Origin of the sequence: Streptomyces sp. NBC_00846 (genome assembly GCF_045207325.1) — a bacterium.
Taxonomy (GTDB): Bacteria; Actinomycetota; Actinomycetes; order Streptomycetales; family Streptomycetaceae; genus Streptomyces.
In genome coordinates this window covers 140,510-155,034 of sequence record NZ_CP108846.1, presented here as the reverse complement: position 1 = coordinate 155,034, position 14,525 = coordinate 140,510, and the positions used below count along the sequence as shown (strand labels likewise).

At 69.6% G+C, this 14,525-nt stretch carries 12 protein-coding genes; 1 reads left to right on the top strand and 11 read right to left on the bottom strand.

Going from position 1 to position 14,525, the window contains the following annotated elements; genetic code table 11:
- Position 1: 1 nt before the first annotated feature.
- Genes OG936_RS00785 through OG936_RS00745 form a run of 9 tightly spaced genes read right to left on the bottom strand, consistent with a single transcriptional unit; the run spans position 2 to position 10,567 of the window.
- On the bottom strand, positions 2-1,162 hold the full coding sequence (locus OG936_RS00785) for an SGNH/GDSL hydrolase family protein (RefSeq protein WP_406491770.1): 1,161 nt from the start codon (positions 1,160-1,162) through the stop codon (positions 2-4).
- Positions 1,150-2,229 carry a DUF1565 domain-containing protein gene (locus tag OG936_RS00780; protein WP_406491768.1) on the bottom strand — a complete coding sequence of 360 codons (1,080 nt, stop codon included), beginning with the start codon at positions 2,227-2,229 and terminating at the stop codon, positions 1,150-1,152. Before OG936_RS00780 ends, OG936_RS00785 begins: the two co-directional genes overlap by 13 nt.
- On the bottom strand, positions 2,226-2,828 hold the full coding sequence (locus tag OG936_RS00775) for a DUF624 domain-containing protein (protein ID WP_406491767.1): 603 nt from the start codon (positions 2,826-2,828) through the stop codon (positions 2,226-2,228). Before OG936_RS00775 ends, OG936_RS00780 begins: the two co-directional genes overlap by 4 nt.
- A gap of 2 nt (positions 2,829-2,830) precedes the next feature.
- Positions 2,831-4,816: a hypothetical protein gene (locus tag OG936_RS00770; RefSeq protein ID WP_406491765.1), complete on the bottom strand. Its 1,986-nt coding sequence runs from the start codon at positions 4,814-4,816 to the stop codon at positions 2,831-2,833.
- 3 nt (positions 4,817-4,819) lie between these two features.
- Positions 4,820-6,610 carry a heparinase II/III family protein gene (locus OG936_RS00765; protein WP_406491763.1) on the bottom strand — a complete coding sequence of 597 codons (1,791 nt, stop codon included), beginning with the start codon at positions 6,608-6,610 and terminating at the stop codon, positions 4,820-4,822.
- Positions 6,598-7,362 (bottom strand): SDR family NAD(P)-dependent oxidoreductase, encoded by a 765-nt coding sequence (locus OG936_RS00760; RefSeq protein WP_406491762.1) that lies wholly within the window; start codon positions 7,360-7,362, stop codon positions 6,598-6,600. Before OG936_RS00760 ends, OG936_RS00765 begins: the two co-directional genes overlap by 13 nt.
- 45 nt (positions 7,363-7,407) lie before the next feature.
- A complete protein-coding gene (locus tag OG936_RS00755) occupies positions 7,408-8,331 on the bottom strand; it encodes a carbohydrate ABC transporter permease (protein ID WP_406491760.1) in 924 nt (307 codons plus the stop codon).
- On the bottom strand, positions 8,318-9,286 hold the full coding sequence (locus OG936_RS00750; RefSeq protein WP_406491759.1) for a carbohydrate ABC transporter permease: 969 nt from the start codon (positions 9,284-9,286) through the stop codon (positions 8,318-8,320). Before OG936_RS00750 ends, OG936_RS00755 begins: the two co-directional genes overlap by 14 nt.
- A 12-nt stretch (positions 9,287-9,298) precedes the next feature.
- The gene (locus OG936_RS00745; RefSeq protein WP_406491757.1) at positions 9,299-10,567 is read right to left on the bottom strand and encodes an ABC transporter substrate-binding protein; all 1,269 of its coding nucleotides are present in this window, start codon (positions 10,565-10,567) and stop codon (positions 9,299-9,301) included.
- Positions 10,568-10,793: 226 nt separating this feature from the next.
- On the opposite strand from OG936_RS00745, the gene OG936_RS00740 reads away from it, so the two are divergent.
- Positions 10,794-11,897: a LacI family DNA-binding transcriptional regulator gene (locus OG936_RS00740; RefSeq protein ID WP_406491755.1), complete on the top strand. Its 1,104-nt coding sequence runs from the start codon at positions 10,794-10,796 to the stop codon at positions 11,895-11,897.
- A 181-nt stretch (positions 11,898-12,078) separates the two neighbouring features.
- On the opposite strand, the gene OG936_RS00735 is transcribed toward OG936_RS00740, so the two are convergent.
- Both OG936_RS00735 and OG936_RS00730 read right to left on the bottom strand, forming a co-directional pair.
- Positions 12,079-13,299 carry an MFS transporter gene (locus OG936_RS00735; RefSeq protein WP_406491754.1) on the bottom strand — a complete coding sequence of 407 codons (1,221 nt, stop codon included), beginning with the start codon at positions 13,297-13,299 and terminating at the stop codon, positions 12,079-12,081.
- 108 nt (positions 13,300-13,407) lie between these two features.
- Entirely contained in the window at positions 13,408-14,283 is an 876-nt protein-coding gene (locus OG936_RS00730; RefSeq protein WP_406491753.1) for a phosphotransferase, read from the bottom strand.
- Positions 14,284-14,525 lie beyond the last annotated feature (242 nt).

Here is a 14,525-nt window from a genome sequence, read left to right as displayed (position 1 = left end):
CTCACAGAAGGTGTCGGCGGTCGACGGCCGCGGCCAGCGCGGCATGACCGGCGGGGTTGGGGTGCAGTCCGTCGCCGCTGTCGTACGCGGGCAGCATCCGCGACGGTTGTTCCGGGTCGCGCAGTGCCGTGTCGAAGTCGGCGACGGCGTCGAAGACGCGGCCGGTCCGGACCGCCGCGTTGACCTGCTGCCGTACCGCTTCCAGCTCCGGCGTCCAGCGGGTCCAGCCGCCGAACGGGGTGATGGTCGCGCCGACGACCCGCAGCCCGGCGTTACGGGCGCGAAGCACCAGTTGTCGGTACCCGGCCAGGACCCGCGCCGGATCGGTCTGGCTCGGCGGCTGCTGGAGGTCGTTGACGCCCAGATGGACGAGCACGGTCCGCAGCCCCGGAAGCGACAGCACATCGCGGTCGAAGCGGGCCTGCCCGCTCGGCCCGAACCGGGCGTCGTCCAGCAGCACCCGGTTGCCGCTGATGCCGAGATCGGCGACGGCCGAACCGGGAAGGCGCCTGGCCAGTTGGTCGGGCCAGCGCAGATCGGCGTCGTCCGGTGTGCCGACGCCCTCCGCTATGGAGTCGCCGAGCACCGCGATCACCGGCCCGTGCGCACCCGTCACCTCGACACCTGTCAGCAGGAACACCGAGGTGGTGCGCACGCCGTCCACGGTGTGCGAGGCATGGGTGTTGCGGTGGAAGGACAGTGGCCCGGTGGGGCCGGGGAGCCGGGTCTCCACCGTCAGAGCCGCCGCTTCGGTGGTACGCAGACCGGCGACCGGGTCACTGGTCAGCGAGGCGCCCGCGGCGATCCACGCCTGCGCTCGCCCCCCGAACGTCACCGGCCGGCCGCCCGCCGTCACGGGGCCGATCAGGACCGGAACTGTGCCGAAGGCGTGCCCGTAGCGCAGCCGGACCGTTCCGCCCGCCGACAGCCGCACGTTGGCGGTGAACGTGCCGTCGGTCAGCCCGGCGCTCGCCACCGCGTCGGTGGCGGTCGGCGCGGTCTGAGCGGTCGCCCAGGACGTCGTCCAGCGCGACCGGCCCATGCCGCTGTTCGACGCCTCGGCTGCCTGCGCCCCCGGCGCCGTCGCGGCGACCGCCGCCAGACCGGCCGCCGCCGTCAGTACCCCGCGTCTCGCGGGTCCCCGCCCGTTCACTGGGGGCACGCACCGGTCGGTGTGTACTCGCTGCCGTAGGTGCCGACCGCGTCGCCACCAGTGTTGTCGCTCATCGTGTTGGTGCACACCGGACCCTGCGGCGTGCGCATGAACTTGATGCCGCCGCCCGCGTTACCGGTGATGGTGTTGCCGTAGATGCTGGTGTTGATGCCGTCGGTCGCGGTGTCGCCGCCGAGCCGGATGCCCGCGCCGACGTTGTTGTGAATGGTGTTGTAGCGGAAGATGTTGCCGCTGCCGCGCGCGTCCAGCCCACCGGAGCTGGAGTCCTTCTGACCGCTGCAGTCGTTGTACTCGACGTAGTTGTTGGTCGAGTTCTCCTTCACATCGACGCACTCATTGCCCTGGGTGACGATGGTGTTGTGGTGGATGCGGTTGTTCTTGCTGATGTCGGGGGCCGCGTCCGGGGCGCCGTTGGCCCCCTGCTGCTCGGGGGCCGTACCGAGGTAGATGCCCTCGCCGTTCTTGCCGCCGCCGCCGAACTTGAAGTCATTGACCCCGCAGTTGGTGATCGTGTTGCCGGAGATGTCGGCGCCGGTCACCAGATAGCGCACCCGCAGGCATTCGTCGGCGGCGTTCTTCAGCGTCATTCCGGTGATCCGCAGACCGCCCACACCATTGCCGGGAGTTGTGCTCATGACATAGATGAGCTTGAGGCGGTACCCCGACACATCGGTGGACGACCCGTGCAGCCCGTCCACGGTGAAACCGCTGAGCGTCGTCGAGTCGTGCTGCACCTGAATGATCCGGGCGTCGCCGGCCCCCTTCACCACGGCGTTCGACGGGCCGGTGATGGTGACTCCGGCGCGCTTGGTCACGACGTCCTGCCTGTACGTGCCGGCGGCGAGGTTCACGACCGAGCCCGTCGGTGCCAGGTCGACCGCTTTCTGGATCGTGGCGAGCGGGGCGCTCGCCGACGTACCAGCGTTGGAGTCGCTGCCGGACGGCGACACGTAGTACGCGGTGGCGGCTTCGGCGGCCACGGATGTCGGGGGGAGGACGAGCGGGGCGCCTGCGGCAAGCGCGGCGACGAGAGTGGTGCGTAGTACACGGCTCATGGGGCGTGCCTCCTGGGGTCTGCGAAGGACAGAGCGAGTAGTACGGGGATGCTGGGGCCGAGGAGCAGGGGCCCCAGCGGTACGACGAGGGAGAGCAGCGCGGCGGAGATCACCGCGCCGAGCAGTGCGGTGCCACGGGCCGCGGACCCGAAGCCGAGGGCCAGCGCACCGCGCGACCAGGTGCGGACCGTCCCGTGCGGTGACCGGCCCGCCTCGGCCGCGAGCGCCACATGATGGATGACCAGTGCGGCCGCGATGCCCACCTGTGCGGCGAGCAGTACGAACGTCCACGGCTCCGGACGGCCCAGCAGATAAACGATGTTGGAGGCCAGGACGAGCCCCGCAGCGGTGGACGCCAGGGAGTGGCGCCACAGGGTCCGCCAGTATTGCGGGAAGGCGGTGAACGCGTGGGTGAAGCAACGGCTGTCGCCCTCGGTCCGCCACCGCTGCAGGGCGTGCCCCATCGCAGCGAGCGCGGGCAGCCAGGTCACGAGGCCGAGCGACAGCACGGCGAACGCGGCTCCGGCGGTGGCCGGGTAGGCCACGAACTCCAGCCGGCGCAGCAGCGTCGGCCAGCCTGACGAGAGGGTTGCCCGCATGATCAGCCGACCTTTCCTGTGTACGGCTCGGGGACATCGAGCAGCACGCGGCCGTCCAGCTCGAGCCGGGTCGCCGCCACCACATACGGGGCCCGGTCGTCGCCGCGGAGCAGTACCGCCGCCGCGTCGGCCGAGACGGCGGTGGTGCGGATGCGACGGGCGACGGGGGAGAGGAGCACGGTCTCGTCGCCGAAGGTGACGCCCTCGCCCTGTGCACACACGACCCGCTCTGCTGCGGCCGGTTCGGTGCCCGGGACGATCGCCGTGAGGAAGAGACCGTGGGCCGATCGTGCGGTCGTCGCACGCAGCGTGTGCAGCGTGCGGGTGAGACACAACTCCGGCGTGCTGGACGTCGGATTGGCCTCGACCTCGGTGGCCTCGGAGACGACCGAAGCGTCGAGCGGCGCGAACTGCCGCACCAGCGCCGAGGCCGCCCCGGACCTGATCAGCCGGCCGCCGTCCGGCTGCGGCTCGGTCGGCCGGTCGGTCTGGAGCAGGAACGTCCATTCCCGCTCCGCGTCCGCCTCGGCCAGGTCCAGCAGTACGAGCCGCCCCGACGGGGTGAACACCAGTGTCCGGTCCAGCCGCCGCACCCCGAGCGCGGGGTCGTACATCGCGGCGATCTCCGCCGTGGCATGGGCCCAGCCGCAGTCGGGGGAGACCAGCACGTCACGCTGGCGGGCCTGCCGCTCGTACGGGATGTCCTTGTAGACGTGGTACCGGTCCTCGTCCGCGTACCCCTGCCCGTCCACCAGAAGCAGGTTGTGGTGCGCGGCCCGCTTGCGGTTGCTGTAGCCCTCGTCGACGGCGAGGAACGCCCCCTGCGAGACCAGCACGAACGAGCCCGAATCGGGGTGGTGGTGTCCCTGGTTGAGGGTCTCCCAGCTCCGCTCGGCCCGGTGCTTCGCCGATGTCTCCCACGCCTTGTGGCCTCCGCCGGGGCTTGCCTTGAACGAGACGAGCGTGGCGTCGTCGTCCCAGCCGGTACGGGCCGTGAGCAGACCGAGATCCGGGAAGAAGGCCCTGGTCTCGGTGGGGCGGGCGCCGGCCACGGACGGGTCGTACCAGAGGTATTCGAGGTAGGCCTCCGGCAGAATCCCGGGCCGCACCCCGCTCTCTGCGGCTTCCTGCCACAGCAGTTCACCCGAGGCGAGATCGCCCATCCACTGTGCCTCCGGGATGCCGTACTGGGCAGCGAGACGGTAGTACAGACCGGCGCTGTGCCCGCTGCGCCGGTCGTGGCAGTCGCCGTGGTCGACATTGAACGCGAAGCCGGGGGCGGTCTGGTGCAGCCGGTAGCGGAAGGTGCGGGAGAGGAAACCGCCCCGCTCCCACCAGTCGACGCCCTCCGCCTCCTGGAGGAGATCCAGGTGGATGGCGAGGAAGGGCACGCCGTAGCGCCAGTACACGACACCTTCGGCGTGCGAGCCGTCCTCGGGCATCAGATCGAGGACTGTGCCGAGGTTGTCCTTGGCACGCTCGGTCCACTCCTCCTTGCCCAGCACATAGCCGGCCGTCGCCAGACCCGCGTAACAGATCCAGTTGTGGTTCTGCCAGTACGACGACGACCACCAGCCACCCTCGCTCGCCACCGCGAACTCGTACATCCGCCGCCCCTGGAGCAGCAGCTTGTACCGCAGCATTGCCCGCACCCCGTCCGGCAGATCGTCGCCGATCCACCGGTACGCGAGCGACAGATGGTGCAACAGCCAGCCTGCGTCCAGATCGTGGTCCGGCATATGGGCCTTGCCCCAGTGCGGCAGCCGCACCGCGGCCTCGATCCAGCGGCGGCTCTCCGCCAGATGGGCCGGGTCGCCGCCGACCCGGTAGGCCAGCGCCGGGTTGGAGGCGGCCGGGCCCAGCCAGGTGATGCTGGCCAGAGGGTGCGTACGGGGCGGGGTCAGCCCGCGGTGGCGGGCGGCCTCCTCGTACAATCGCACCTCCTGCGCGGGGCGCGGGCCGGGCGGCGGGGTCGCCGAGAGCAACAAGGGTCAGTCCTCCGTCCGGAACCGTGCGGTGCTGCCGTCGGCCAGCGCGACCGTCAGCAGTCCGTCACTGTCCAGCTGTACGTCGGTGACGGCAGGGCCCGCCGATGCCGCCTGATACACCGAGGCGAATGTGATCCGGTCCGACTTCGCGGTGAAGTCGACCCGGGTACGCATACGCTGCGGGTCGTCGGCCGGACCGGGGCCCGGCCGGGTGACCGGACGCACGGCCGCGCCGGGGGTGTGGGTGTGCCAGCCGTGCAGGGTCTCCTCGCCGTACCAGGTGGTGCGCACCGGCCCCGCGGCCTGGATCTGGATGTCCAGCGCGACGCCGGGACGCAGCTGCGCGGTGAGCTGTCGCTCGTCCTCGGCGGCCACGGTCAGCAGGTCGACCAGATAGCCGGCGCCGAGTGCGACCTGCCGCACCGCACGCACACCTTCGTACGCCGTCGTCACCTCGGCCGTGACGCAGGAGCCGTCCGAGCCGAGCAACTTCCCGGTGCACTCGGCCTGTTCTGCGCCGTCCACCCGGAAGGCGGGGTGCGCTTCGGTCGATGCGTACAGATCGCGGAACTCGGCTTGGGCGTAGGGAACTTGACCGGGGTCGGGCTGCCACGGGGTGGTGTCCCCGTACAGATACAGCGACAGTTTGTCGCGGTGCCCGTGCGAGCCGCCATGCGGACCGAAGTCCAGCAGTGCGTGGACGCCCGCGTGGTGCAGCACCGCGTATCCGGCGGTGGGGAACACCGTGACCGGCTTCGGCGCCGGACGCTCCGGCAGCGGGGGTCCCGCGAACCATCCGCCCAGCTCGCGGTCGAGCCCGTCGTCATGTGCGCCGAGCTCGTCGCGAGCCCGTCCTGCCACCGCATTGAGAGCGGGAGAGGGCACCAACTGCTGTGCCAGTGCAACAAGTTCGAGCCACTCCAGCGCGAGCGGACGGCGCAGATACGGGCCGTCGTGCAGCGCGGGCAGAATGCCGCCCGGAGTCGCGATCGTCGCCAGTACGTCCGTCATCGCGGCCAGTACGTCCACCACATCGGACGGAACGGCCGTGGGGTCGATGGAGCGCAGCGCCAGCAGCGCGGCCCGCAGCACGAACCCGTGGTAGTAGGTGCTGCCCTCCCACTCCCAGCCGTCATCGGCGACCGCGACCCGCAGATGTGCATACAGCCCGTGCTCGCCCTCCAGCCACTGCTCGGCACCGTCCCACTCCTGGCCACGTGCTGCGGCTGCGCCCCGACTCGCCGCCACGCCGGCGGCGTTGAGCCACGCGGTGTAGTTGGAGGCGAGATGGCCCTGACCGGTCAGCACGTCCCGGGCGTCCAGCGCCGCCCGCTCCAGGTCGTCGAGGAGCGGCAGCAACGCCGCCAGATGCTCCGTGGACTCCTCGGCCAGTGTGATCACGGTGTGCCCGACATTGACCGCCCAGATGGCGTCGGTCAGCGCCTGATGGAAGAGCCGGCCGCGCAGCATCCAGGTCTGCGCCTCGCCGTGCCGTTCGGTGGCGAGCTCGGCGTACAGCCCCGCGTACTCGACGAGCCGCTCCACCGCCTGAGCACGCTCGCCCCGGTGGGCGAGCACCCGAAGGTGCCGCGCCCACGCCTGGTGCGACAGCACCAGCCAGGCACCGCGCACCGCCTCGTCGTCCACCCGGCAGCCGTACGCACAGCGCGCACCGCCCGCCGGGAAGACCCCGGCGAGCAGGTCACCGTGGTCGAGCTCCACACCGTGCGCCGGGCAGACGTACGCGTGCCACCAGCCGCCCCGCTCCCGGGCGATGCGCCTCAACGCGGCCACACGCCACCGTCGATGTCCACCGTGGTGGCGGTGAGGAAGCCGGACGACGGGGACGCCAGATGCACGACCGCCGCGGCGACATCCTCCGGGGTGCCGGCCCGGCCGACCGGGATGCCGGCCTCCATCGCCTGCTGCGCCTCGGGCGCCGTGAACGTGTCGTGGAACGCGGTGCCCTTGATGAAGCCGGGCGCCACGGTGTTGACCGTGATGCCTGTGCCGCCGAGCTCCTTGGCCAGGCCCTTGGTGAAGCCGCGGACACCGGCCTTGGCCGCCGCGTAGGCGACCGAACCGGGGCCGCCGCCGTTGTGCGCGGCCAGCGAGGACATGGTGATGATGCGCCCGGCCGACGACTTCGTCAGCTGCGGCAGCGCGGCCCGCACGGTGCGGAACGTCGACGTCAGATTGGTGGAGATGACCTGTTCGAAGTGGTCGTCGGACATCTCGGCGATCGTGGCCCGGCCGACCAGATGGCCCGCGTTGCAGACCAGCACGTCCAGGCCACCGAGGAAGCCGGTCGCCTCCTCGATGAGCCTGTCCACATCGCCCGTCACGGTGACATCGGCCTTGAACGCCTTCGCCCTGCGGCCCAGTGCCTCGATCGCGGAGACCGTCTTGGCGGCCTCGTTGCCGGAGGAGTGGTAGTGGACGGCGACATCGGCGCCGGCCTCGGCAAGAGCGACAGCGATGGCGCGGCCGATTCCGTGGCCCGCCCCTGTCACCAGTGCGCGGGAGCCGTTGAGATCAGCAGACATGAAGTGAATACCTTTCGTTGACCGGCCGCTCGGGGCCGGAACCGGTCACTTGAGACCGGCAGTTGCGAAGCCCTGCACGAAATAGCGCTGGCCGATGAGGAAGAGAATGACCATGGGAAGGGTGGCCAGCGTGGTGCCGGCCATCAGGAAGTGCCACTGGGGGCCGTTCTCCGTCTTGAAGACGGAGAGCCCGACCTGGATCACCCGCAGGCTGTCCGTACGGGTCACCAGCAGGGGCCAGAGGAAGTTGTTCCACGACGACTCGAAGGTCAGCAGCGCCACCGTGATGAGCGCGGGCTTGACCTGCGGCGTCATGATCCGGGCGTAGATCCGGAACTCGCCCAGACCGTCGAGCCTGGCCGCCTCCTCCAGCTCGACCGGAAGGTCCAGATAGAACTGGCGGAAGAGGAAGACGGCGAACGGGGTGACGGCGCCGGGAATGATGAGCGCCCACCAGGAGTCCAGCCAGCCGCTGCCGCCCTGGCCGAAGATGTCGTTCCCGCCGGCCAGCGGCATGAAGCGGACGATCAGGAACTCGGGCAGCACCTTGGTGTACGTCGGGATCATCAGTGCAGCGATGAAGGCGTAGAAGATGACCTCACTGCCCCGGAACCTGATCCGCGCCAGCGCATACCCGGCCATCGACGCCACCACCACATTGATGACGGTGTGGCTGAACGCGATGATGAAGCTGTTGCGTGCGTACGTCGCGAACGGCGCCGCCTTCAGCGCGTCGACATAGTTTCCGAAATCCCAGTGTTCCGGGAGCAGTCCGGCGTCCTGCGAGGCGATCTCGACCGGCGTCTTGAGTGAGGTGAGCACCATCCAGACGAACGGGGCCACCATCAGCAGTGAGACGACGGTGAGCGTCAGATAGAGCGCGATCCGGCCGACGGAGAGCGGCTTGCCCTTCGTCCGGGGCCGGGCCTTCTCCACAACCCCGGGCCTCTGAAGCTCAGTTGTGGCCACGGGTGCCTCCCATGATCCGCCGGTTGACCAGGGTGAAGCCCATCAGCAGCACGAACAGCACCAGTGACTGCGCGGAGGCGTAGCCGACGCGGAACTCCCGGAAGGCGGACTTGTAGATCTCGAACGTCATCATCGTGGTGCTGTTGGCCGGGCCGCCGTCGGTCAGGATGTAGATCTGGTCGAACGACTGGAACGCGCTGATCATCGACGTGATGAGCACGAAGAACGTCGCGGGCTTCAGCAGCGGCAGGGTGATCGAGAAGAACTGCCGCACCTTCGACGCGCCGTCCACCGAAGCGGCCTCGTACAGCTCCTTCGGCAGGGACTGCAGCGCGGCCAAGTAGATGAGCATCTTCATGCCGATGCCCTGCCAGATGCCGACCAGGATCACCGAAGGCATCGCCCACGATGTCGACGACAGCCAAGCCGGGCCTTGGATCCCGAGGAACGACAGGAGTGTGTTCAGCAGCCCGTTGCCCGGGTTGTAGATCCACAGCCAGACCAGGGCGATCGCGACGGTCGCCGTCACCTGGGGAATGAAGACCGCGGTGCGGAAGATGCCCCGCGCCTTCAGCCCGGTGTGCAGCGCCAGGGCCACGAGCAGCCCCAGCATCATGCCGAACGGCACGGTGAAGAAGGTGTAGATAGCGGTGTTGACGATGGACTTACGGAACACCGCGTCGTCCAGCATGTCCCGGAAGTTGTCCAGGCCCACGAACTGCGGCGCCGTCAGCACGTCGTACTTCGTGAAGGCCAGAACCACCGACGCGACGACCGGCAGGCCGATCCAGAGCGAGGCGTGCAGCAGCGCGGGCGCCACCATCAGCATGCCGGCGCGTTGCCTGCGGCGCCCCGGGCCGGTGGGTGCCCGGCCGGTGCGTTTCTTCGCGACCGTGTGCTCGGTCGGGGAAGGCGGCCGCGCGGGCCTCGCCTTCAATACGGATGTCGCTCCCACAGTGACGGGTCCTTACATCCGGCCGATGGCGGCCTCGGCTAGCCGGCCGAGTTCCGCGATGGCGTCCTTCGCTGACTGGTTGCCCACGATGGCGGGCTCCAGCGTGGGCTTGATCTTTTCGCGGATCTCCATCCAGGCAGCGGTGCCGCCCTCCGAACACGCGTCACCCATGCTCTGCAGGGAGAGATCGACGAACTTGTTCTCCTTCACATAGCTGGAGTCGCTGAGATCCTTCAGCCCGGGAACCGATCCTCGCTGCTTGGCCGCACCGAGGATCGACTCGGGCGTCGCGAGGTACTCGACGAGGGCACGGGCCGCTGCCGGGTGCTTGGAACTGGCCGACTGGGTGACGAGCGTGCCGCCCTGGAGCATCGCGGGCTTGCGGTTGGCGAGGATGAACGCCCCGAGCTTGTCGTCCTTGATCAGGTCCGGCGTCTGTTCGCCGACCTGCCTCCACAGCCCACTGGTGGTCATCATCATCGACGCCTTGCCGGTCTGTACGTTGGTCGGGGCGCCGGTGTCCGTCTTCTTGGAGTAGACGGCGGAGCCGTCCTTGATCAGGTCCTTGAAGAACTGCAGTGCCTCGACCCCGCGGGCGTCGGTGAACAGCACCTTCTTGCCGTCCTCGCTGAACAGCTGGCCACCGTTGGCGAAGAGAAAGGTCTCCCAGCACTGGCGCAGATTGATGGAGAACGGGTCGAACCCGATCCGGCCGTCCGCGGTCAGCTGCTTGGCCACGGCGCGCAGTTCGGCCCAGTTCGCCGGGGTCTTCTTGATCCCGGCCTCGGCGAAGTGGTCCTTGCGGTAAACGACGATGCGGGTGTCGAGGACTACGGGCAGTGCGTACAACTTGCCGTCGTACCGGGACGGTTCCAGGACCCGCTTCTCGTAGTCGTGCGCGGTGGCGAACTTCTCGGGCAGCTCCGCGATCGCCTTCTTCGCGGCGAACGGCGGGATCCAGCCCACGCCCATCATCAGCACGTCGGGCAGCAGACCGCCCGCGAGCCCCGTGGTGATCTTCTCGTTGAGCTGATCGTACGTGGTGTAGTCCACGTTCACCTTGACGTCCGGGTACTTCTTCCGGAACCCGCCGAGAATCTCCTTTTCCAACAGCGTCTTGCCGTCGGCGCCTTCGAAGATCGGGGTGAGCAGCGTGATCTCGCCTTCGACGGGGCCGTCGACGGAGCCGGCCGTCGAAGTGCCGGTGCCGCACGCACTGAGGGCGGCGGCAGCGGTGCCGGCGCCGATGGCAGCAAGCAGCGACCGTCTTTTGAGTTCCATGGGACACCCCTTTTGAGGCGGAGACTGTGGATCGATCCAGCGATGACAACCCGGCCATGGCTGGGAAGCGCTGGTAAATCGATGCACTGATGCTAGGAACACCCCGAGAGAGACGTCAACAGCTGATGCACATGAATTTTCAGGGATGTTAACGGGTGTACCGGTGAACCAAGTTCAGTAAATCGATACACTGGTAGGGTCAGACGCGTTCCGAACCGGAGGTGGCATGAGCGGGGTAACGATCCATCAGGTCGCGGAGGCCGCAGGGGTCTCCGCGAGCACGGTCTCCAACGTCCTCAACGGGCGTACGGACCGTATGCAGGCGGCCACGCTGGCGCGCGTGGAGCAGGTGATCGAGCAGCTCAGCTACCGGCCCAACCGCGCGGCCCGGATGCTGCGAACGGGCCGCATCAAGGTCATCGGTCTCATCGTGCCGTCCGTCGCCAACCCGTTCTGGGGGGCGCTCGCCCGTGAGCTGGAGGCCATCGCGCTCGCCGAGGGCTATCACGTACTGCTCTGCAACAGCGAGCGCGATCCGGCCCGCGAGCTCAAGTACGGCGAGGAGTTGCTCGCGGACGGGGTCAGCGGAGTGGTGCTCTGCTCCTCGCTTCCCTCGCTCGACCATGTGACACCGCTGCTCAGCCGCGGACTGAAGATGGTCGCCTTCGACCGCACCGCACAGGCGGGCGACCCGCCGTCGCTGGCCTCCATCAGCGTCGACAACGCGATGGGTGCCGAGCTCGCTACCCGTCATCTGATCGAACTCGGCCACCGCCGCCTGGCGTTCGTCTCCGGCTCGGTGAACAGCGTCAACCGCCGCGAGCGGCTGCGCGGCTTCCGGTCCGCCCTGGAAGCAGCAGGCCTCGATCCGGCCGACGCGATCGTCTGGCCCGGTGCCGACACCGCCGAGTTCGGTGACAAGGACGCCGCCGAACTGGGGCGGAACGCCGCCAGGGAACTCCTCGGCGGGCCGCGCCCGCCCACCGCGTTCGTCGCCATCAACGACATGTGCGCGATCGGGATCTGCCGGGGCGCCAAGGACGCCGGGCACAGCGCTGGGCAGGACGTCTCCGTGGTCGGCTTCGACGACATCCTTCTCGCCGACCTCTTCGAACCGCCGCTCACGACGGTGCGTCAGCCGCTGCCGGAGATGGCCGCGGAGACGTTCCAGCAGCTGCGGGCGCGGATCGACTCGGCCCCCGCCGCGGGGCGGTCGCTGCTCATCCGGCCGAGGCTGGTCGTACGGGAGTCGACGGCCCCGGCCGGCGCGGCCGCCGCGGTCCCCGGGCCGAGCGGAGCCGGGCAGCGGGTGGCGGGCCGGTCGGCGTAGGGCACCCCCGGGGAGCGTCGGCGGTCGGCGTGAGAGCGCGGCGGCCAGGGCGTGGCACACAAGAGCGCGGCGACCGGTGATCGCCGCGCCCTGACGTCTCGGCGGGATGCCGTCGGGCTTCGAAGGTCACAGGTGTGAGGGGGGTGCCTGGGTGGCCCGGCAGGCGTACGCGCGTGAACGCTCAGACGCGATTGACGCGGTACACATCCCGTACGCAGAGGTTGAGGACCGTGGTGGCCACGATGGCACCGGCACAGACCAGGAGCACGGACCGGTCGGCCCAGGCATGTGCGGCGAACGCGGTGACGAGGTAGCCGAGCGGGATCGCGATGCGTTCCCCGACACCGTTGAACGAGCTCATGCGCCCCAACTCATCCTGGGGCACGTGCTGTTGGAGTGCGGTGGTCCATGCCACGATGGCGACATCCAGCCCGATGCCGGCGAGCACGGCACTGAGCATCACCCAGGGCAGGGTCAGGCCCATTCCCAGCGCCATCGGTGGCAGGCAGAGAGCGCAGCCGGTGATGATGGCAACGGCCAGCAGACGGTACGGCTTCCAGCGCAGGCACACCACGGTCCCCGCCAGAAGACCGAACGCGAACGCGCCTTGGACGAGTCCCCAGGAACGTGCCCCCGCGTAGTGCTCCTTGGCGACGACCGGGCCGAGGAGCTGAAAGCCTGCCAGCCAGGCGGCGACCACGACCGTCCCGGCGGCGGTGTACGTCCACAGCCAGGTGCGGGAGCGGAATCCGGACCACCCCGCCCGCATGTCGGCCAGCGCACTCCCCGTCGTGACCGGCGCGCCCAGCCGCAGACCGAGGAGCAGGAGCGCCGCGACCAGGAAGGTGAGCGCATCCCACGACAGGGCCCACGCCGGACCGCCGACCGCGACGATCAGCCCTCCGACGACGGGTCCGAGCACCTTGACGGCATTGTTCGGCAGCCGGACCAGCGCATTGGCCTGCTGGAGGTGCTCCGCCGCGACGAGCTGTCCCACCACGCCCGTGGCGGCCGGACCGGTGAAGGCCACGGCGATCCCCGACAGGAAGCCGCACGCGGCGATCGAACCGGTCGTCGCCTGATGCGTGGCCACCAGCAGGGCGAGCACCCCCTGCGCGGCCGCGGACAGCAGGTTGCCCAGAAACAGGATCCGGCTGCGCGACAGGCGGTCCGCGAGGACGCCGCCCGCGATGGTGAGGACGACCGTCGGGACCGAGTTCGTGGCCAGCACGATGCCGAGCGACCCGGCTCCTCCGCCCTGCCCGATCACCGCGTACGCGAGTGCGAGAGGAGCCATCGCGGACCCGGTCGCGGAGACGAGATTGGCGAGAACGAATCGCCGGAAAGCGGCAACACGCAGCGGTTTCAAGGGAGTTGTGGGAAGTTCGACAGCGGCCTTCATGATCCTCCTGTGATCGGCACAGCGAGCACCCTAGCTCCCGTCCTCGGGAGCGTTCGCAGCGGTACGTGTACGGCTCGTCCGGTCCGCCCGGCTCGGTGCCCGGGGCGGTCAGAGGCGTTGCTCGGCCAGGTCGAGCCAGTGCTCGACGTCGCCAGGCGCGAAGTGCCTGATGGCCCAGTCGACCATGCGCAGACTCATATGCGCCCAGGAGGGACGCAGGACATCGTCGGGCAGGCCGTCCAGAATGTCGTCGAGGCGGCTCGTGACGCCCGGGGCCTGCTCGTTCGCATGCAGCCCGAAGCGCAGGGTGACCAGGTCGAAACGGCGGTCGCCCCGGGCGGCGCCGTCCCAGTCGATGACGCCGGTGACCGGACCGTCGAGGGAGAGCAGGTTGCCGTGGTGGAAGTCGTGGTGCACGACGTCGTGCCCGGGCAGTTGGCGTGGGTGATCGGCCCCGACCGACTTGACCCTTTGCTCCAGGGCACCGCTGCGCCGGCTGTGTCGACGCAGTGGCCCGTGAAGACAGTAGCCGGGGCCGTCGTCGAGCAGATACAGGTTCATCAACGGGACATCCGTACGTCCGGCCAGCAGACCCGCCTGCGACGCGTTGAGGGTGAGTGCCTGATCCAGCCCATGGTGGTCCAGACGCCGCATCGGCGTGCCCGGCAGGAGCTCCTGGACCAGCGCCACCGCGTGACCCACCTGGACCGCCAACTCCGTCGACGGGCAGGGGTACCCCTGCGCGCGCAGCACCTCGCAGACCGCCAGCGGCCCCGCCCGCAGATCCTCGACGCGGGTGTCCGGCCGCGATTTCAGCACGGAACGGTGACCGTCGGGCCATCGCACGTACGCGGCACCGACCTCCCCTCCGGAACAAGGCCCCTCCACGATCAGCCGGACACCCGCCTCGGCATACAGGGCCGCTGTCAGCCGGTCGGCATCAAGTCGCTCGGTGCGGGTCCAAGTCTGCGGAGATGTGCTCATCGGAGCATTCTCCGCTGCCGGGACCGTGCTCCAGGAGGGGGTACCGCGGACGCACTGCTGCCCCGGGGTGTCCGGCCGCTGTGACCGTGCCGGGAGAGGGGGACGGCCCTTCCCCGGCACGGCCGGTCAACGGTTCGACGGTCCGCTGCGGCCCGTCAGGACCGCCACGGCCTCAATCGGTCCGCTGCGGCCCGTCAGGACCGCCACGGCCTCAATCGGTCCGCTGCGGTCCACCCCCACTC